Origin of the sequence: Acidianus ambivalens (assembly GCF_009729015.1) — an archaeon.
In the GTDB taxonomy this organism is placed as follows: domain Archaea; phylum Thermoproteota; class Thermoprotei_A; order Sulfolobales; family Sulfolobaceae; genus Acidianus; species Acidianus ambivalens.
Genome location: NZ_CP045482.1, coordinates 2,217,466 through 2,237,462, shown reverse-complemented (window position 1 = coordinate 2,237,462; position 19,997 = coordinate 2,217,466). Strand labels below are relative to the sequence as shown.

At 34.3% G+C, this 19,997-nt stretch carries 21 protein-coding genes and 1 tRNA gene; 11 read left to right on the top strand and 11 right to left on the bottom strand.

Annotated features, from left to right (window positions below):
* Nucleotides 1-32 precede the first annotated feature (32 nt).
* The 4 genes from D1866_RS12955 to D1866_RS12940 all read right to left on the bottom strand — a co-directional run bounded on the left by D1866_RS12955 (nt 33) and on the right by D1866_RS12940 (nt 4,584).
* Nucleotides 33-1,343, bottom strand: coding sequence for a hypothetical protein (locus tag D1866_RS12955; RefSeq protein ID WP_152940437.1), 1,311 nt, complete (start codon nt 1,341-1,343; stop codon nt 33-35).
* Nucleotides 1,344-1,671: 328 nt separating this feature from the next.
* Complete coding sequence (locus D1866_RS12950; protein ID WP_152940435.1) at nt 1,672-2,901, bottom strand: NAD(P)/FAD-dependent oxidoreductase; 1,230 nt, start codon at nt 2,899-2,901, stop codon at nt 1,672-1,674.
* Between the two features lie 96 nt (nt 2,902-2,997).
* A complete protein-coding gene (locus D1866_RS12945) occupies nt 2,998-4,056 on the bottom strand; it encodes a glycosyltransferase family 4 protein (RefSeq protein ID WP_152940433.1) in 1,059 nt (352 codons plus the stop codon).
* A gap of 33 nt (nt 4,057-4,089) precedes the next feature.
* A complete protein-coding gene (locus tag D1866_RS12940) occupies nt 4,090-4,584 on the bottom strand; it encodes a zinc ribbon domain-containing protein (RefSeq protein ID WP_152940431.1) in 495 nt (164 codons plus the stop codon).
* Nucleotides 4,585-4,676: 92 nt separating this feature from the next.
* On the opposite strand from D1866_RS12940, the gene D1866_RS12935 reads away from it, so the two are divergent.
* Nucleotides 4,677-5,180, top strand: coding sequence for an MDR/zinc-dependent alcohol dehydrogenase-like family protein (locus D1866_RS12935; protein WP_152940429.1), 504 nt, complete (start codon nt 4,677-4,679; stop codon nt 5,178-5,180).
* 4 nt (nt 5,181-5,184) lie between these two features.
* Here the strand turns inward: D1866_RS12935 and D1866_RS12930 are convergent.
* Nucleotides 5,185-5,259: transfer RNA gene (locus D1866_RS12930), tRNA-Gly, on the bottom strand.
* Nucleotides 5,260-5,474: 215 nt separating this feature from the next.
* Here D1866_RS12930 and D1866_RS12925 point away from each other — a divergent pair.
* Entirely contained in the window at nt 5,475-6,614 is a 1,140-nt protein-coding gene (locus D1866_RS12925) for an MFS transporter (RefSeq protein WP_152940426.1), read from the top strand.
* A gap of 113 nt (nt 6,615-6,727) precedes the next feature.
* Nucleotides 6,728-7,192, top strand: coding sequence for a GNAT family N-acetyltransferase (locus tag D1866_RS12920; RefSeq protein ID WP_269199634.1), 465 nt, complete (start codon nt 6,728-6,730; stop codon nt 7,190-7,192).
* A gap of 2 nt (nt 7,193-7,194) precedes the next feature.
* On the opposite strand, the gene D1866_RS12915 is transcribed toward D1866_RS12920, so the two are convergent.
* Entirely contained in the window at nt 7,195-8,373 is a 1,179-nt protein-coding gene (locus D1866_RS12915) for an MFS transporter (protein ID WP_152940422.1), read from the bottom strand.
* A 102-nt stretch (nt 8,374-8,475) separates the two neighbouring features.
* The gene (locus tag D1866_RS12910; RefSeq protein WP_152940420.1) at nt 8,476-9,708 is read right to left on the bottom strand and encodes a hypothetical protein; all 1,233 of its coding nucleotides are present in this window, start codon (nt 9,706-9,708) and stop codon (nt 8,476-8,478) included.
* A gap of 230 nt (nt 9,709-9,938) precedes the next feature.
* Between D1866_RS12910 and D1866_RS12905 the strand changes: the two genes are divergently transcribed.
* Nucleotides 9,939-11,132 carry an MFS transporter gene (locus D1866_RS12905; protein WP_152940419.1) on the top strand — a complete coding sequence of 398 codons (1,194 nt, stop codon included), beginning with the start codon at nt 9,939-9,941 and terminating at the stop codon, nt 11,130-11,132.
* 14 nt (nt 11,133-11,146) lie between these two features.
* Here D1866_RS12905 and acs read toward each other — a convergent pair whose 3' ends face one another.
* The gene (acs, locus tag D1866_RS12900) at nt 11,147-13,087 is read right to left on the bottom strand and encodes an acetate--CoA ligase (protein ID WP_152940417.1); all 1,941 of its coding nucleotides are present in this window, start codon (nt 13,085-13,087) and stop codon (nt 11,147-11,149) included.
* Nucleotides 13,088-13,178: 91 nt separating this feature from the next.
* Here acs and D1866_RS12895 point away from each other — a divergent pair, with 91 nt between their 5' ends.
* Nucleotides 13,179-13,739 (top strand): acetate uptake transporter, encoded by a 561-nt coding sequence (locus D1866_RS12895; RefSeq protein ID WP_152940415.1) that lies wholly within the window; start codon nt 13,179-13,181, stop codon nt 13,737-13,739.
* Between the two features lie 32 nt (nt 13,740-13,771).
* On the top strand, nt 13,772-14,137 hold the full coding sequence (locus tag D1866_RS12890) for a putative metallopeptidase (protein ID WP_231136340.1): 366 nt from the start codon (nt 13,772-13,774) through the stop codon (nt 14,135-14,137).
* On the opposite strand, the gene D1866_RS12885 is transcribed toward D1866_RS12890, so the two are convergent.
* On the bottom strand, nt 14,129-14,854 hold the full coding sequence (locus D1866_RS12885) for an ATP-binding protein (RefSeq protein WP_152940413.1): 726 nt from the start codon (nt 14,852-14,854) through the stop codon (nt 14,129-14,131). The genes D1866_RS12890 and D1866_RS12885 overlap by 9 nt on opposite strands.
* 190 nt (nt 14,855-15,044) lie before the next feature.
* Between D1866_RS12885 and D1866_RS12880 the strand changes: the two genes are divergently transcribed.
* Genes D1866_RS12880 through D1866_RS12870 form a run of 3 tightly spaced genes read left to right on the top strand, consistent with a single transcriptional unit; the run spans nt 15,045 to nt 17,099 of the window.
* Nucleotides 15,045-15,272: a sulfurtransferase TusA family protein gene (locus tag D1866_RS12880; RefSeq protein WP_152941395.1), complete on the top strand. Its 228-nt coding sequence runs from the start codon at nt 15,045-15,047 to the stop codon at nt 15,270-15,272.
* Nucleotides 15,269-16,411, top strand: coding sequence for an NAD(P)/FAD-dependent oxidoreductase (locus tag D1866_RS12875; protein WP_152940411.1), 1,143 nt, complete (start codon nt 15,269-15,271; stop codon nt 16,409-16,411). Before D1866_RS12880 ends, D1866_RS12875 begins: the two co-directional genes overlap by 4 nt.
* Nucleotide 16,412: 1 nt before the next feature.
* A complete protein-coding gene (locus D1866_RS12870; protein ID WP_155861199.1) occupies nt 16,413-17,099 on the top strand; it encodes a helical membrane plugin domain-containing protein in 687 nt (228 codons plus the stop codon).
* A 55-nt stretch (nt 17,100-17,154) separates the two neighbouring features.
* Here D1866_RS12870 and sul7d read toward each other — a convergent pair whose 3' ends face one another.
* On the bottom strand, nt 17,155-17,340 hold the full coding sequence (gene sul7d / locus D1866_RS12865) for a Sul7d family chromatin protein (RefSeq protein ID WP_013775800.1): 186 nt from the start codon (nt 17,338-17,340) through the stop codon (nt 17,155-17,157).
* A gap of 187 nt (nt 17,341-17,527) precedes the next feature.
* On the opposite strand from sul7d, the gene D1866_RS12860 reads away from it, so the two are divergent.
* Nucleotides 17,528-18,385 carry a hypothetical protein gene (locus tag D1866_RS12860; RefSeq protein ID WP_231136339.1) on the top strand — a complete coding sequence of 286 codons (858 nt, stop codon included), beginning with the start codon at nt 17,528-17,530 and terminating at the stop codon, nt 18,383-18,385.
* Here D1866_RS12860 and D1866_RS12855 read toward each other — a convergent pair.
* The gene (locus D1866_RS12855) at nt 18,275-18,910 is read right to left on the bottom strand and encodes an aspartate racemase/maleate isomerase family protein (RefSeq protein WP_152940409.1); all 636 of its coding nucleotides are present in this window, start codon (nt 18,908-18,910) and stop codon (nt 18,275-18,277) included. The two genes, D1866_RS12860 and D1866_RS12855, sit on opposite strands and share 111 nt — an antisense overlap.
* Nucleotides 18,911-18,947: 37 nt before the next feature.
* Here D1866_RS12855 and D1866_RS12850 point away from each other — a divergent pair, with 37 nt between their 5' ends.
* Nucleotides 18,948-19,994 carry a glycosyltransferase family 4 protein gene (locus D1866_RS12850; protein WP_155861198.1) on the top strand — a complete coding sequence of 349 codons (1,047 nt, stop codon included), beginning with the start codon at nt 18,948-18,950 and terminating at the stop codon, nt 19,992-19,994.
* The last annotated feature ends 3 nt before the right edge of the window (nt 19,995-19,997 follow it).

Below are 19,997 nucleotides of genomic sequence, written 5' to 3'. Positions count from 1 at the left end.
AGAGCTAAAAACGAGAAATAATTTACGTATATTTAGTCTGCTATTTGAATACCAGAGACGTAAATTGATTCTCCCCACATTATTTCTACTGCAACTCCTATTGGATCATAAGGATATTCTACTGGGCAGAAACCGCAAGCTGCATAGCCTACAACTTTTACAGCAGCTTTTATTTCCCCAAATGGAACAACACAAGATGTAGATTTTGGAACACACATATAGCATACCGTATGTCCCCATTCTGTTTCATTATAATTTCCTTCAAATTTCGTTAAAGGTTCGCAAGGATAAAACTTTGCGTATTTAGGAGTGATACAAGGTAACTTTACTGGAACGTATTTGCCATTGCATTCTTTGTATAGCTCGATGTAAATCTGACAACAACAATTAATATGTATTGATAGTAAATAGTTAAAGCTCGATACTGAACCCCAGGCACACCTAGTTTTATATACTAAATAGCTGCAAGATGCTAAAACTCCTAGACCCACATAGCAAAAAGCTAACGTGGAAACATAGCCGTGAGAAACGTTAAGTAATATACACTGAAATCCCTCATAAGGCCATACTCCAGAATTTGCACCGAGAAAGTAATTTCCGAACTCAATCTGACCGTAAAAAGACCCAGAATAAATTCCTATATTAGTTCCTACATCCCCGCTATGCCTATAGTTTGTTGCGAAATAACAGCTGAAATGTATAGTAAGGTTTATGCATAGTGGCTTATGACTTTGCTTAAGGACAATTAATACTGCATTATTGATTCCACAAGGCTTCCAATCGTTTGTAATTGCAGAAGGATTACTACATATTTGCACATTACTAGGATTAGTATAAGACGTATAAGGAGTATTTAGCCTATATACCCAATATGGGTCATATGCTGATGAGGAATTACTACTTTGTTGTAAATGTGGCATTGGATCGGCATAAATTATATTTCCCAACGTTGTTACCATTGCCAGCTTGTTGAAGTTACCTACTTGATATTCTAAAGCGGGGTATTTATTCCACGTAGTTTTAGTTGGCTGTGGATCTATTATTTGAATATAACCACCTTTATACCCTAAAAAGTAGGAGACATTTAGTGGAATTGGTGGAGAAGAGTAGTATACTAATATCGCCTTGCCAGTTACGTTACAGTAATAGAAACCTATAGGAGAATTCTCAGTATTAACTTCGCTTATCTGCTCTTCTACTTCTACCTGCAATGGTTGTATTGCATTTATGTTCTCTTCCTCTTTTGAAGTTGTTGATGTTACAGTTAATGCTAATGGTATAAGTACGGCTATCATCACTATCAAGAGAAATACCATACCTATAACTGCAGATAGACCTTTCATGTCTATTTGATTTATTTTAAAGATCCGTGGGAAGAACGAAAGTAATATTTAATTATTACCTTATCTAATTACTCAATTGTGAGACTAATCCTTAATTTAAATAAGTACACGGCTGCTGCTATACTTTTCTTATTATCTGTTTTATCCAGGTTAATGGGAATATCTTGGATTTATCAACTTATGTATTTTATTTTTACTATACCAGACTATTCAATTCAGGGACTCTTGCTTAACATCTCTATGATACTAATTCTCTCTTTTCTAATAATATTAATGGGAATCACAAAAGCTATAATAATATTAAAAAATAGAGTATAAGATATTGACTTTACCACTCACCAAAGTATTTTTCTAATGCTAAATCTCCTTTACTCCACATGAAGTACTTCACGAATAATTCTTTCTTTAGAGAATTAACTGGTGAAGGCACCGCGGTAGAGTGAGTTCCCTTGTACATGGTATTATCGCTTACTGCGACTCCATAGCCCTCTAAAGGATTATCTGCTATACAAACCACTGCTGGATCATATTTATCAATCTTAGTTGGTACTCCTAATCTATTAGCTAAATGTTGTGCAGCAATCCTTCCTGTTTTTACTGCTAAGTACGCTAATTTTGGAACAGTAATTGCGTTTGCGTCTCCTGAAGCGTAAACGTTATCGTATTTTATTGAAACCATGTTTAAATCAGTTGGTATGAAACCGGCATCGTCAACTAAATCTGGAGTGGAATTCTTTAACGCAGGATTCCCAGTATAGGGTGGTAATATTATTGAAAGATCTGAAGGTAGTCTATTACCTTTTTCGTCAATTATTTCATGTTCAGTAATTTCCCTAACTCTGAAGTTTTGGATTAAAGTGATGCCGAACTCCTTATATATTTCTCCAACAGCTTTCCTAGCATCTGAAGATAAGTCTGATAAGTATTCGCCGGGAGAATAAACTGTCATCTTTACCTTGTCAAGCATTCCCCTCTTCTTAAAGTATCCGTGAAGCATTAAGGACATTTCAAAAACTGGCCCTTCGCAAGCAGCGTCTGAAAACGGGGCTAAATTTTCTGGAACTTTTGGCCTTGGATTATGGCCTTGATAGAAATATCCAGAACCTATTGTTATATTACCTCCTTGAAAAGTAGCTAACCTATCCCTCAATTTTAGTGCAAACTCTGGCTCGCAGACGCTGTAGCAGTATTTATCCCAACCTTTAATTAGTTCTGTTCCTAAGTGCGCGCCTATTCCAACAATTACGTAATCGTATTCTTCCTCCTCAATTGGGCCGTCTGGCTTTTTATATATGACCTCGTTGTTTTTTGCGTCTATCTTTATTACTTTTCCTTCTTGGAATTCTATTCCTTTCTCCGGCAAAGCTTGAGATAAGTCTAATTTAAACTCGTCCACGTCCTTTACTCCTATAGAAACGTGAGGTAAATCTAATCTTAGCCAGCTAAATCTGCTCTCGTTTATCAACTTTATTTCAGCTTTGCTTCCTACTAACCTTTTTAGCGTATATGCCGGAGTCAAAGCCCCGAACCTTCCTCCTAAGACTAATACTTTAGTCATTTTTTATCAAACAAAACTATATGTTTGAACATAAAAAACCTTTTTTATGTAAAGTTATATTTTCCAATTAATCTAATTTTTATAAAAAATGAAAAATTAACATTCAAAAGTTTGACATAAAATTTCCTTTAATTTCTCTGCATGATTTCCCCAAGATAATTCTTTTGCAGTATTCCACGCATTAACGCTCATTTTATGCCAGTTTTCTAAAGTTTCATTAATCCTATCTATGGCTTCTTCCCAATCTCTTACTACAAATCCGTTTTCACCTTGCTTTATTAGCTCCTTACTTCCTAGACTTTCGTTAACTATTACAGGCACTCCGTAAGCCATTGCCTCAATTACTCCCAATCCTGGGCCTCTTTCATTAAAGCCAAACCTTACAAGGACTGAGGCTTTAGAATACAGTTCTGCGAGTTTTTCCTCGCTTATTTTTCCAGTTACTGTTACGTAATTTCCGTACTTTCTTAAGAATTCTTTTAAAGTATCTTCCCTAGCCCAAGAACCTGCCATTACCATTTTACCTTTTATTCTCTTTGCTATTTCGCCGTAAATCTCTGGTTTTCTTCCGGAGTCCCAAGTTGATACTGCCAAAACAATTCTTTCTCTGCTTTCTGGCAATTTACTTACCGGATAACAGCCTGGGTATATTACTTCAGATTTTATTCCGTATTCCTCTAAAGTCTTCTTATTCCACATAGAGTTAGTAAAAATAACCTTTGCATTTCTTAATACCTTTTCTTCAATTTTCTTAGGTAAAAAGTACTTCACTCCTCTCAAGGGTAATGATGTTTCGTGAAGGTAAACTGCGTAATCCTCTCCGTAACATAATTTCCTTACGTAACCGGTAATTCCTGCAAATTGATCATGATAAAGAGTAGGTCCCCTAATCTTTGTTGCTCTTAAAATTAGGTCAAGGTCTACTGTTGCTTCCTTTCCTCTATGCTTTGCATAAATTGAAGTTATAAAAGAGAAAAGAGGAGTAAAGAAGCCTTTTTCTCCCCTTTTCCTAAGTATTACATAATTTACGCCGTCTAACTTATAATTTCCTCCAGCGTCCCTATAAATTATTAGTTTCCAGTTAGTATTCCTGGCTTCTTCTATAGCCATTTTAGGAACAGCACTATTCCATAAAAGTCTTACAGCAATTTGCATTAACAAAAAGAAAGAAGAAAAGAAAATAATAAATTAAGCTAATCTTGCACCGCAATTTATACAGAACTTAGCTCCTGGCGGATTTAAGTAACCACATTGCGGGCATCTAATTTGTTGAGGCGCTTGAGGAGTAATTGGTTGCTGAGAAGGAACTGTTGGAGTTATTTGTTGATTAATAGGCTGCATTGTTGGCTGTTGCATTGGTAAGTCAAATAAACCGTCATTAATTTCCTTATCTATTTGTTTTAATAACCTTCTATTTATCAATTCTCTACCTATGGGTCCTATATGTTCCTCTTCGATTATTATCCTGAACTCCGATGGAGAACCAGTAACTCTAACTATTAATTCTTCTGCATGATGAAAATGACCTTTCTTTAGTCCTCTAATTATGTAATCTTGGTATTGCGGATTACCAATCATCATTGGCTGCACAGTCGATTCCCAGCCTTCTTGCAAAAGTATACTATTAATTTCTTGAGCCAACGCTTGAAGGTTTACATATCTTCCTGTATAGAGTTTCTGCATATCATATTACCCATTTGTTGATTTAATAAATCTTCGTGAGTTTTTATTAGTTTCAACTTCGTCTCTTCTCTTTTATTATTAAACTATGTAGCATGGAATCTTTATCGTCATTTATATTAGTAGGTGCCACAATTATTTTAGGTGTTATGATTTTCTCATTATTTGCATCATATGGTGCTATATACTCTACAAACACTTTAGAAGTTCAAGAGGCCCAATATTATTCTTCAGGGCTTAGAATATCCTCTGGCTCTCCAGCAGGAAATCAAATACCTGTAATTATAAACGATTTTAATTATCCAGTAGGTTGTTTATATCTTATTGCATTTTTAATAAAACCTTGTTATTCTAAGTCAGCGTCAACGGTTACTCCAATGTGTTATGCATTAATAAATTCAACAATACCTACCAAAATGACCTTAACAGTACTTGGTTTGAGCGGTAATATAATATATGAAGGGGAAATTGAAGCTTACAAAGTATATTTAGGAAATATAGAATTCGTTTGTACAAAGCCAGGATATTATACAGAGTTATGGGTAGTAATGAAAATAGATTGCCAATTCTTTAGAATAGGTTATTATGTTGCAAATTAATGTATGCGGCCGCCGGGATTTGAACCCGGGATCAACAGCTTGGGAGGCTGCCGTCCTATCCAGGCTAGACGACGACCGCAATTAATAATATTATATTATGTTTTTATATGTTTTTCTTCCCTAAGGCATTTACTCCTTTAATTACTATCAAATTCTATACAATCTCTCTTTTTAATATGCATACATATCATATAAACTTAAGTCCTTAAATTAGTTCTGAATTCAGACTTCTTGTAGCTTATTAACAACTAAAAGAAGACACTATTAAAAGCTTTAGTTTTAGCATATTTTAATATGAAAAGTAAAAAAGAATCAGAGCCTGTTCTGGTAATCTTCATAACTTCCCTATCGTTCTTTCTAAGTTACTTTTCTAGGATTGCTTGGAGTATAGTTTCAGTTTATTCTTCTCTTAAGCCTACAGAATTGCAAGACAGTATAATATTTTCCTTATTCTTCATAGGATACGTAATAGTTCAGATTCCTTCTGGCTTTATTGCAAATAGTTACCCTAAGGTAACTTCTATAATATCACTCTTAGGGCTGTCATTTGCTTCTTTTCTTTCAGGCTATGCGAATTCGATAGCTTTTGAATATTTCTCAAGCCTTTTAATGGGATTATTTGCAGGCTGGATTTATCCTACGACAATTAGAATTCTATCCTGTAGATTCTCTAGCAAAGAATTACCAATAGCAATAGGCTATTATAGCCTAGCGTGGCCGTTATCTATAGTATTAGCGGGAGTAACGTTGCCCTATTTAAGTATTAATTTTGGCTGGAGGTTCCCTTATTACTTAATTTCAATAATATCATTGTTTACAGCTCTATCTTACTTGCCAATTCCTATTAAAAACTCTAAAATTGAAAAGAAATCCCTCTTCTTGGTAGCTAAAAATAAGAACGTTATAATAGTCAGCTTTTCAGGTTTCCTTTTCTTTCTTTCTTATTGGATAATAACACTTTATGTATATAAATACTTCCTAACCCTAGGAATGAACTCTTATATTGCAGGCTTAACTTACTCAATGCTTGCTTTAGCCGGAATTCCTTCAACAGTAATTGCTGGTTATATAATAAGAAAGATAGGAATCAAAAATTCCCTTGCATTTTTTGAGGGGATATACGGTTTGCTTACCTTTAACCTCTCATACTATTTATCTATGATTCAAATCTTTATTATAGCGAGTATTATGGGATTTGTTAGGTTTATAATAACCCCTGCTAATTCCAGTGCAGTATCAGTAATTGATAGCAAGAACGCTGGAAGCGTTTCTGGTTTTGCAAACTTTTTCTGGCAAAGCAGTGGTATACTGGCCCCGTTAATTGCATCTATCATTATAACTTCCTTAGGATTTAGGATACTTTGGTTATTCTCAGGATTTATAATAATACTCTCTTCAATCATTTACTTATTTTTATTAAAAATTAAGGAATGATATCCTTATTAACCCCTTTGAGAAAGGTAAAAATAGAAAGGGAAGTAAAAATATGCATCAAAAATCTCTATTTAAGTCAAATAAATCCTTCTCCGTAAGAAAGAAACTTAGTCTTGAAAAATCGCGTTAATGCCCCTTTATGGGGCTTACGTGAAATAAGAATTGAAGATACAGCAAAACCATTTAAGAGTGGAGATTATAGAATGGACAAGTACTCTCTTAAGGACTATTATTTATGGAAATTGCAAGGAGACTTAGTTTATGTCTTGGATATTGATGGAAATATAGCCGGCGTTATTGATATAATAGAGAATAACGATAGCTTGTTAATTGATATGTTAGCTAGAAACATACTAGTAAAGGCTGAAAAAGTTGGCAGTAGATTACTGGATTTTGCAGAATATTTAGCTAAAATTAAAGGTAAGAAATTAATAAAACTTGAGGCTTTAGATACCGCAATAGAATTTTACAAGAAAATGGGATATAAGGAAGTTTATAAAAGATTTGATAGAGAATGGGGATTGCTTACAGTAATGGAGAAGGAAATTGAAAAATACGTGACAGAACCTGCTTACTAAAGTTACTTATTTTTTGTAATTACAGTTCCTCTAGGCCAAGTTAATAATGTTATTAAAACTATAAGCAAAGATGAATATCCTAGAATATTTCCAAATAAAGGAGAATTAGCTAAACCAAATATTTGAACTAAAGTACCCATAGTTATTGATCCTACGCCACCAACAACGCTACCTAAATTGTAAGACAATCCAGTTAACGCTGACCTAACTTCCGGTGGTACAGATTCTACTATCAACAGAGGTGCTAATGGCCAAAATCCAGTAGCTATTGAATATACTAATAAACCTATAAGCATTAGTCCTGGCGATTTTACTATTATTGGCAACATCATTGGTAGACCTATAATTTCTCCAATAACGCCATAAGTTATTAGTTTCCTCTTATTTATGAAGTCTGCAACTCTGCCATACACTATGAAAGATATTGCCAAGGATATATTAGCAACTGTCATCATTAAGCCAACAAAGTCCTTAGATAAGCCTAAATATTCAGCCAAATCTGGATAAACTGCAAATATTGAATAATAAGAGAAGAACATTCCAGATATTATTATTGACGCCCTAATTAGAATCTTGGTGTATTCCTTAACATTAACTTTACTTGCAACTCTCCTAGACACTTTAACGTCTGATACTTTCAAAATTATATAAGGTAACAAAATTATTGGAATTGCCCCAGTAAGTAAAAATAACCTCCAACCAATACCGCTCATTGCTGGAGCAAATTCTATAAAAGCTACTCCAGTTAATGCATAACCTACGCCGTAGCCTGCTTGGACAATTCCATTAATTAGTCCCCTAGCGCTTGGAGGAGCTTGTTCATAAGCTATTACAGTTCCTGCAGTCCATTGGGCACCCATGAATAATCCTTGTAAAGCTCTCGCAACTAGTAATATTATTGCATTAGGAGAAAAAGCCATTAAACCTTGAAATGCAGAATATCCTGCAGTCCCTATTATTAATATTGGCTTCCTTCCTCTTTGATCCGCTATCTTACCAAAAGTATAACCTCCTATTACTCTGAATATTAAACCTAAGGCAAAAAGCAAGGTTCCTTCTACTGCGTTTAAACCCAAGCATTTTTCGAAATAATAATATACATAAGTAACTATTAGTAAATCGTAAATATTTCCTGCCCAAGAAAAGAAAGCTGAGATTGTAGCATGAATGAATTTCTGCATTGCATTTTTCCTAGTTTAACTTTAACACTTATTCTTAATTTACTAAATTTAAAAAGACTGTAAGTTACTTCTTTTTCTCATTTTAAAAGAAGTTTCTAAACTTTAAACTAATTTTTCATTTTTATATACATTGCACTCCTTAAAATATTCCAAGAATTTCTTATCCCACGTGTGTATTATAACCTTATTACCTTTTCCCATCAGTTTTTCCAAGATATTCACGATTCTACTTTTATCTTCATCAAGTAAAAATTCCTCTGGAGACTCCATTATTATCAATGCTTGATCTTTTAACGAGTTAACCTCCAATATAATTGTTGCCAAGGATTTTATAGAACGAGAAGCTAAGGAAGTTATCTGAGAATCTTCATAAAATACTAGCCCGCCTTTAACGCTTATAGGCAAGGAAAAGCTGTCGAAAAATGAACTTTTACCTTCTTTTATTCTATTTATTGCCAATTGACATGAATCTGAGAATAATTGAGTTATTTCCTCATTATTTAATGCTGACTCCTCAGCGTTTAAAATGAAGTGCCTCCCTGCAGGAATATACAGGATTTCCTTAAAACCTAAGACTTCTGCCAACTCATTCTTATATTTCTCAAGAAACGGTTGTATAAGAGTCTCCATTATTCCTACCATGAAGTCTTCAAAAAATTCGTGAGAATTAATTGCCTTTTCATTAACTTCTTTTGCGGTAATTCTAAGTACCTTGTTTAAGTCTTCGGCATTTATTTCTTTATTTAAACCTCTATTTTCTGGCTTAAATTTTAGATCAATTTTTACATTAACTTTACCATCTCTATAAAAGAATTCGGATTCTAGACTTAATCCTTTTACATCAGATAATTTGTATAGATCCATTTCATTACTGCTTTTTATTTCGTTTTCTCTTACGGAAATTTTACCTTTGCCCTCTACTTCCAATTTTATTAATTTATTTATTTCCGCATTAAGGTCTATTTCACAAGAGATTTCTAAAGGATCTTTTAGTGAAAACTCGCCATTTTTCCAAGAAAGTTTCATTGAAGTATTTATATTATTAAGAATTGAAGGCAATGCATAAGCCGGATTTATATTCCTAAAATTGAGTTCCCTTATAATTGCAGATATTTCATAAATTACATAATATAAATTTCTCAACTGATCGGAATAATTTCTAGATAAATGAAAATAAAGATTCCAAGCCAACATTCGCCTAATCCTTAAATAACCAGAAGAGTCCAAAATACTCAAAGAATTCACTAAATCTTGTAAGTCGAAATAACCGTAGTATATTTGGCAATTATTATCTAAATTGTACTTACTTTTCCCGTTAACTATAACATTGACCATATTTAAAGTATTAAACGCACTTTATTAAAAACGCGTATTAAATCATTTAGATTTTTGCCTTGTTTAAACCTTAATTTTAATCACTATAGATATACTAAAATATTTTAAGAACTAGGTTGAATACATGAACTTGACGATAAAAACTCTTAATTTTGATTTTAAAGTTCTATGAAAGTTTTGAAAATTTTAAATAAACAAACCTTTTATTTTAACGTACTTTCACAAGTTTTATGAAATCTTATATTCACGCTACAATATCGTCTTCCTTAGCGTGGGCTGGTAATATATATGATTTATTACTAATAACTTACGTTTACGGTATTCTCGAAAACGTGTTTAACTTAAATTACTTTGAAATCTCAATACTTTTCGCCCTAGGCCTTATAGGCAGAGTAATAGGAGGAATTGTTTTCGGAAAATACGCCGACACAATAGGAAGGAAACCAGTATTAATGATAGGGACTGGGGGATACGCATTATTCCAAGGTTTGATGGCTTTCTCTCCTAACGTTATTTTACTATTTATATTTAGACTAATTGAAGGCATATTCATGGGGGCAGAGTGGACCGCAGGAACAGTAATAGCTTATGAACAAGCGCCTAGATCCTTAAAAGGTTTCGTAACTGGAATAGTTCAAGCAGGTTACGGTATAGGTTATTCTCTTACTGGTGTAACTTATTTAATATTTATCTCAAGCATAGTTACCGACTGGAGGATATTCTTATTAACTGGAGCATTACCTCTCCTTCTCTTACCTTATATTCAATTAAAAGTAAAGGACACTAAAGAACAAGGTTCTAGCAAAATAGCTATTAGATATAAAGAATACATGGGAGTCCTCCTTAAGGCAACTTTAGGAATGTCAGGAATGTTTACAGCATATTTTGCAGTATTTGGAAATTATACAGAAGTTGCAGAAGTAGATCATCTCCCAGCTTATGTATTAGGTATACTAATGACTATTGCTAATATTGTATTAGCCTTCTCATTCATTCTTTTCGGAAGATTAGCGGATAGGTATGATAAAAAGAAGCTGATTTACATAGGATTAACAGGATTAATGATAGGACTTCCTTTTGCAGTTCCTTTATTATCTACAATGATTAACGTCGTAGGAATGTCTGCAGGCGTAATAATATTTGCCTTCTTTACTGGTTTTTGGCCTTTAATGCCATTATTATTAGCAGACGCAGTTCCGGCTGAAGTAAGGGGATTCCTTTCAGGCTTTGCATATAACGCTGGAGGTTTCGTCGGAGGAATTGCCGATATAATTATTGGTTTACTTACATTAATATACGGAGTAAGTACCATTTCTAGATGGGTAGACGGTTTCGGCTTCGCTTCAATACTTTTAGTATTAGTTAGCGTAATAACCTGGCCAAAGAGTGGTGCAAAAGCGAAGGTAATTATGATAGAACACTAAAAGAAAAGAGTTTTTCACTTTTTCTCGTTTTGTTGCCCTTGTATTTCCTTAGTAAATTCTTCTATGACCTTCTTCAGTTCGTCTACTGAAGTTTCGTCCTCTAAAGTTGATACATCCCCTAAAGGCTGGCCAGAAATTACACTTCTCACTACTCTCCTCATTATCTTTCCAGACCTAGTCTTTGGTAATTTACTTACGAAATATAATCCGCCAAATATTACTATAGGCCCTAAATTGTTCTTAACATACTCTATTAACGACTTCCTCAATTCTTCTGATGGTTGATAACCCTGCTTTAATACAACTGCAGCTACTGCAACTTCGCCTCTAACTGGATCTGGGACTCCTATTACTGCTGACTCTGCAACTGCAGGATGAGAGATTAATATGTCCTCTATTTCTCTAGTTCCTATTCTATGCCCTGCTATCTTTAATACTTCGTCCGCCCTTCCTAATATATAGAAGAATCCTTCTTCATCTCTAACGGCGTAATCTCCAGGATAATATACTCCAGGGAATTTTGAGAAGTAAGTCTTTACGTATCTTTCTGGATCTCCCCAAACTCCTGCAAGCATGCCGGGCCAAGGTCTCTTGATTACAATGTATCCTTTTTCTCTGGGCTTTGCCTGCTTACCGTCTTCAGTGAATACATCTGCATCAACTCCCGGTAATGGTAATCCGTTAGCACTAGGCTTAAGTAAATAATTACCTAAACCCGGAGTTGCAGAAATCATTATTCCTCCTGTTTCAGTTTGCCACCATGTATCTACTATAGGTAAAGAAGAATTGCCAACGTTCTTAAAGTACCATCTCCATGCCTCCGGATTTATAGGTTCTCCAACGCTTCCTAAAATCCTTAAAGTACTTAAATCATGCTTCTTTACCCATTCTTCGCCATATCTCATTAAAGACCTAATTGCTGTAGGAGAAGTGTAGAATACAGTAACTCCATACTTCTCTACTAATTCCCACCACCTATCTGGATTAGGATAATCTGGCACTCCTTCGTACATTAGTACTGAGGCCCCATTTTGCAATGGACCATAAACTATGTAAGAGTGGCCAGTTATCCAACCTATATCTGCAGTATTAAAGAATATGTCGTTGTCTCTTAAGTCGAAGACCCATTGAGTAGTCAAATAAGTCCATAACCCATATCCACCGTGTAAATGTAAGATTCCTTTCGGTTTTCCTGTAGTTCCAGAAGTATAAAGAATGAATAATGGATCAGTAGATAGAGTCTCCTCCGGTTCTACTTTCTTATACCCAGTCCTCTTAATTAAATCTTGATATAATACGTCCCTTTCCTCATTTAATTCTATCTCCTCATCCCTTTTTATTACAAGTACTTTCTCAACTGAAGGAGTTTGAGAAACTGCCTCATCTATTATTCTTTTTAACTCTACTCTTTTACCTCTCCTCATTGTATGGGAGGTAGTTATAACTAACTTAGCCTTTGCGTCGTTTATTCTATCAATAACTGCCTGAGTAGAAAATCCTGAGAAAACTACGCTATGAACTGCCCCAATCCTTGCACAAGCTAGCATTGCAATTGGTAATTCTGGCATTAAAGGTAAGTAAATTAGAACTCTATCTCCTTTCTTTATTCCTAAATCTTGAAGTATTTTTGCAAACCTATTTACCTCATTATAAAGTTCGCCGTAAGTTAGTTGCCTACTTTCACCTTTTTCGTTCTCCCAATAAATTGCAATCTTATTTCTCCTAACTTTTACCTGCCTATCTAAAGCGTTGTATGTTATATTAATCTTACCTCCAACAAACCACCTATAGAACGGAGCGTTTGATTCATCTAAAACTTTATCAAATGGAGAAAACCATTCTAAACCTTCAGCCATTTCTCTCCAGAATTTTTCTGGCTCTTCAAGTGATTGCCTGTAAAGTTGCTTATAAGGAGGCTGATAGTACCTCTCCTCAAATGGAAGATTTTCTGACATGACAGACTTTTAAGTTAGACAATTTTTAAGAATTTCTCAAAGAGTTGGAGTACAAAAGATTTATATTTTATTATATTACAGAAAATTCGCCATGACAGAAGAAAAAAGAGCAAATCCTGCCCCATTAGGGTTATCTGGATTCGCTTTAACTACATTAGTTTTAAGTACATACAACGCTGGGTTAATAACTTCAGGTTCAGGGGTAGTATTAGGTCTAGCAGCGTTTTACGGTGGTCTAGCGCAACTATTAGCAGGAATACTGGAATGGAAAGGAGGAAATACATTCGGCTATGTAGCGTTCTTCACGTATGGAGCTTTTTGGGAATGGTATTTTTTAACAGCTTTAGGAATATTTGGAAATATAACAGCACAAGGAGTAGGCTTAGTATTAATAGCCTTCGGCATATTTACGTTAATAATGTGGTTGGCTACGTTCAAAACTAACCTAGGATTATTTGCAACTTTCCTACTATTGTGGATAACATTCTTCCTCTTAGGTATAGGCTCAATGACGTGCAATACTTTATTAGTCCACGCTGGTGGATATACTGGAATATTAACTGCTATTGCTGCATGGTATACCGGCTTAGTTCAAGTTATTGCTGAAAGTTTAAATAAGAAAGCTCCTTTAGGAAGAGCTCCTCTATCATAAAACTTCAAATATTTTTATAATTAATTAGTCGAGTGCTTAAACTAGAGAAAGCTGAAGACGTAAAAGAATTAGCCTTAAGGATTAATAAAGAGGCTAATATGGGAATAGATTTAAACAAAGTAGTTTTCTTAAGGAGTAGAAATTCTAAAACTACTGCAATAGCTAGGACATTAACTTTGCCTCCTCAATGGAGATATGTACTTGGAGAAGACATCTTATATATTGTAGAGGTGGTTTCAGAAAAATTCGACAATCTTGAATGTAACGATAAGATATTCGTAATAACACATGAACTTATGCACATTCCAAGAACAATGAAAGGTTTAAGAAATCATAATTATAAAGGATTTAAACAAATAAGGAGAATAAGCAAAGAATTAGCGAAAGAATTATGCTAAATTCTCGGCAAACTGACTATTTGTTGTACTTTCATCATACTTCCTTATTTTAACCTTTTCAACCCTTCCGTTCATATAAAATAAAGCCTCCCCCACATCTAAAGATTTAACTACGTCTGCAACTTCTTTTGCTTTCAAAGGTAAAATTTCTCTATACACTTTAAGGTCAGCTGGATGTACTACCTTATGAAGGAAATAAACTTCGCTCTGTGTTAAAACATCTTTATTTACCCTAGCAGACCTTTGACTAATCATTATCATTCCAATTCCTCTCTTTCTCCCCCTTAACGCTAATCTGGTAATTTCTTCGCTTATTTTAGTCCTTTCACCTTGGGGTATAAACTCGTGTGCCTCTTCTATTACTAGGAAAACATTAGTTCTATAAATTTTGGATAAATTCCATAACGAGTCAAGAAACTTGAAAAGAAAATTAAAAGCCTCATCGTTCCATTCATTCATATCAATTATTAATGACCTCTTCCTTTCTAGCACATCCTTTACCGCAACCTCAGGATCTAGGTTAAAGTCTTCTATTCTTAATGCCTCTTGAAAATCATACTCCCCATCAGGATCAATGACAACTAAAGGAAACCCATCTTTAATGAGCTCTTTACCTAAAATTTTTGCAGTATTAGATTTTCCAGAACCTCTTATGCCAAGTATTGCTATACATTTTCTTACTAATTCTGAAGAATTTAGAGGAAATCCTAAATCCATAATTTACCGTTAAGAGAAGAAAATTAAAAACCAAAGCCCTATATATTACATCGTCTTATACCATTTCTCTCATTAATATTAATTTTTATAAAAATAATCTTTCGCTAATATCTATTTAATATTCTAAAAACTTCATAAAATAAGCAAAATATTTAAAATACGGAATAATACTATTTAATTTGAGATGTCAATGGTTAAGATTTATAAAAAGGTAGACCTAACTGGAACATCTTGCGCAGGACCAATAGGAGAATTAATGGGATTAATGGACGAAATAAACCAAGGTGAGGCAGTAGAGGCCTTACTCAAAGACGAGGAGACAAAAAACATGGTTGTAAACTGGGCAAAAACTGTAGGACTGAAAATATTTGAAGAGAGAAAAGAGAGAAATAATTTCGTAGTGGTGGTTGGAAAATGAAAAGGATAATAATTGCAGGCGGAGGAATAGCTGGAACTATTGTTGCAAATAGGTTAGCAAGGCAATTATCAACGGAGCTTGAGAAAGGAGAAGTAGAAATCATAGTAATAAATGCCTCAGATAGACATATTTATCAACCCGGCCAACTTCTAATTCCTTTCGGAGTTACAGATACTGGGGAAATAATTAGGAATGAAAAAGAATTACTTGATCCAAAGATAAAGTTAGTAATAAAGGAAATTAGTAAAATAGACGTTCAAAATCATTCGGTAATAACTGCAGATGGAACTGCATATAATTATGACAATCTAGTAATAGCCACTGGATCGCATTTACAGTGGAATGAAGTACCAGGCTATAGAGCAGTTTACTCACCGTGGGATTTAGAAAGTGCACAAAAATTGAGGGAAGTCTTACAGTCCTTTACTGGAGGAACTGTAGTGATCAACGTAGCTAAATTACCTCACAAATGCCCAGTTGCACCTATGGAAATGACTTTAATGCTCGACGACTACCTAAGGAGAAGAGGATTAAGAGAAAAGACTGAAATAATATATACTTACCCTGTCCCAGGAGTTTTTGGAATTAAAACTACAAATGATGTAATGATAAAAATATTTGAAGAAAGAGGAATAAAAGTAGTATCTCCCTTCAACGTAACCAGAGTTAACCCAGAAGAGAAAACTATAGAATCCCAAGAAGGTGAAAAGTTAAAGTTCGATCTAGCCTTAGGAGTTCCACCTCATAAAGGTGCTAAAGTAATAGAAGACTCTGGCATTGGCGATAGAAGAAACTGGGTTCCTACTGATAAATTCACTCTTAAGATGAAGGATCATTCAGACGTTTACATAATAGGCGATACAACCGATTTGCCAATTTCAAAAGCAGGCTCAACCGCAGATTTCGAGTCTTACGTTGTGGCAGGAAACATAGTTAATGACATAAGAGGAAATAATTCTACAAAACTGTTTGACGGTTCGGTATTTTGCTACATTGCTACTGGATTGGACTCAGGGACTTACATAAGGTTTAATTATAACTATCCTCCAATTCCGCCGCCTCCCTCATATGTTCATTGGTGGGGTAAGTTACTTTACAATAAACTATACTGGACAGTAACTGCAAAAGCAATAGTATGAGGTGATAAGGACGGCTGCAGTTGAAAAACTAACTTCTAAAATAGATGAACAGAAAGCAGAGGAACTTTCTAAGTTTTTAGATTATTTACCCACAATTAACGATTCCTTGGAAAAAATCAAGGAATTAAAGGAGAGCGGAGCTTTAGACGCAATAATAAACTTTTCTTATGCAATAAAATCGCTAAAAGATGCATTAAATGACGATTCTATCCAGAATTTGGGTAATATGTTATCTACATTTATGTTACTCTTATCCACTACCGGTGAACACGCCAATGATGTTAACCAAATCATTAGCCAGGCGAGTACTATTAACTATACAATAACAAAGCTAAAAGAGCTAAAGGAAAGTGGGGCATTTGACGTATTGGTTAATTTTGCCTATGCACTAAAGAGCTTAAGAGATGCGCTAACTGATGATGCAATAACAAATATAGGCACTACATTATCTTTACTTTTAGATTTCTTGCCTAGAGCCCAAGAGTTCTTAAATTATGCATTAAATCCGTCAATATTAAAAATAATGAAGGCATTAAGCAGTGATGAGGCAACTAAATTGCTTACTAATCCTCCTAAGGTTACTTTAGGAGGGATAGTGAAACAAATGACAGACGATGACGTACAAAAAGGAATAGGTGTATTATTCGCAATAGCTAAAATTATAGGTAAGAGTTATTCTCAAAAATAGATACAAAAATAATAAAAATATTTTATTTTATATTAGTTTTTTATAACTTATTGCTTTATTTCTTCTCTAATTTCTCTAGTAGTTCTTTTGGCGCGTCCTTTTCGCTAACTGCTCCTCTACCAGTCTTACCGTTGTCGTCGTAGGTGAACGATATCATTTTGCCAACTCTCCAAACCTTCTTTATCTTCGAAATATCTACTTCCTTCTCCTCTCCCTTATACTTGAACTTTACAGTAGTCATGTGAGATTACTTTGCGTCATTCCTTAAAAACTTTTTGGCGATATTAGGGAAATTTCTCATAAGATTACCTTAACTCTTTCCCTAAAACCTTCTTATCCCTATCTACCTTGACGCTCAAGGTAACGTAAAATTTTCTGACATAACAGAAATGCGAAAAATTTGATAATCCAACGGTATAGATTTCCTAGTGGAATGCAGAACAGAAAAGTGCGAGAAAATTATGAAATTCTTAGAGAGAAAAGAAGGAACATTACAATTAATAAATAATGCTCCTAAGGCTTACCCAGGATTCAAAAATTACGTAAGGAAGGAGATTGAAGAGGAAGAAAAATTATTGGAAGGAGTGCTATTTGCGGAAGATATTATTTCGGCAATGCACAGCGGATATAAAAACGCGCTGGCCGGTTATCTGAGGTCAGCAGAGGAGAGCAACAGATTTATAATTGAAAGAGCTTCATTATCAATATTCGTATCTGCAACAGAAGAGAAATACTTAGAACTTCTAAAGGAAAGACAATGGCATGTATTAGTTGATGAAGGTTACATTATAAGGGCTGCAAGTGAAGGAATTGGAAGGATAAAGAAAGCCGCAGGAAGAGCACTAAAGTTAAACAAATATTCGGTTTACCTCATGGGTGCTCCTGTTTGCAGAAAACATTTGAAATTCCAAAAATACTCAATGAGCATAGATGAGTTGGAGGATAATTTAAGAGTGAGAATATCTGCAAAATGCAAATTCTGCCATAGGCAGGCTGATTATTTTACTTTAGCTATGCCAAAGGCTAGTGCATTAATAGGCTTGGCAGAATACATAACAGGAAAGAGTACGACAAATTTAATGAGAATTTATGCCAATATTTCTAGGGTAATACATCCTTACGGGTTTACTGACTTAGATAAGGACAAGGTGTTCACTCTATGGGCTAGAGATTTCTTAAACATTATTTCTGAGGTTAATAATCTCTTTAACCTTGTCGACAGTAGCAGAGGCAGCAGTAACAACGGGAAGCTTACCGGAAAGTTTGTCAAGAATGGGGAGAGTTGAAAGAATCGTACAGGCCACATAAATAGCATCTGCGGAAGATTCTTGAGCAACTTTAACTGCATTTATAACTAGTTCGTGAGGAGTTGAAGCTATTGCAGGTCCTCCAGTTCTACCTAAGGCGATTGAGCCAACCACTTGAAATCCAAAGCCTTGAATCCATTTTATTTCATAATCATGCCTTCTCTGATTATAAGGAGTTACTACATAAACTTTCTTTGCTCCCAATTCTCTTAACCTATCTATTATAGCCTCAGTTGAGACAACTACTGGCTTTGAAAAGAATTTCTTTAGTCTATTCATGCCATCCCTATAAAATACTCCGTAAGACCTTGCATAAACTATCACATCGCCTTTCTCGACTTCGTTCTTTATTAAGGATAATTCCTTATACATTCTTTCTTGTTCGTCTTTTCTAATCCCGTGACCTGGGTAATACTTCATGTAAAATACCTTAACATCGTTAAACACCAGTTTAATATCGTTAGGCAAGGTAGGGTTTTCCTCAGAAAGTATTAAAGATATCATACAAAGAAGATAAAATTTTCAGGAATAAAACAGTTCCGTGGATATTATTTTTATAAATCATAGGGACCCATTTCACCCTAATGCTGGTGGTGCAGAAAACGTAATTTATGAGATTGGAAAGAGGTTGAAAGAAGTTACTTGGCTATCAGAAAAAGTAAAAGGGAGACCGGATTCTGAGTATATAGATGGAATAAAAATAGTTAGAAAAGGAAATAAGTTCACTTTACATTTTTACTCACTTATTGAAGCTAAAAGACATGAAATAGTGATAGATAGTGTGGCACATGCTGTACCTTTCTTCTCTTACCTAGTTAATGATAAGGCAATAGCACTAGTTCACCACGTTCATCAAGATGTAGTAAAATTTGAACTAAATCCTATTTTAGCAGAAGTAGTAAGACTTGCAGAAAGAAGAATAAGGAATTATAAATATATTATCTCAGTATCTAACACTACAAAGCAGGATTTAATAAAAAAATTGAGAGTTGACGAAAATAAAATAACTGTAATTTACAATGGAGTTGACCATAACAAGTTTAACCTTGGAATAAAGAGTGAAATTCCTATAGTTTTTTGGATAGGAAGGATGATGAAATACAAGAATCCTTTTGACATAATAGAGATAAAGAGAAGAATAAAAAATAAGAATGTAAAATTCATAGTTGCAGGAGGAGGAGAGCTTTCTACCGAATTTAGTAAAATAGCAAAAGAAGAAGGAATACAATACTTAGGAAAAATTGATGAAAAGACAAAGATCGAGTTATATAGAAAATCTTGGGTAATATTGTCTACATCTTTTATAGAAGGCTGGGGAATGACAATAGTTGAAGCTAATTCTTGTGGTACTCCCGCAATAGCTTATTCTACTGGATCTTTGCCAGAGATAATAAAACAAGGAATTAACGGCTTTGTTGTTCCTTACAAAGACGTTAACATGATGGCAAGATACATTGATTATATAACAGAAGATGAAAATATTATGAAGGAACTGTCTAGAAAAAGTTATGAAGAATCGTTAAAATATGATTGGAATAAGACCGCAGAAGAATACAGAAAATATATAGAAAACATTTACTATAAGTAAACT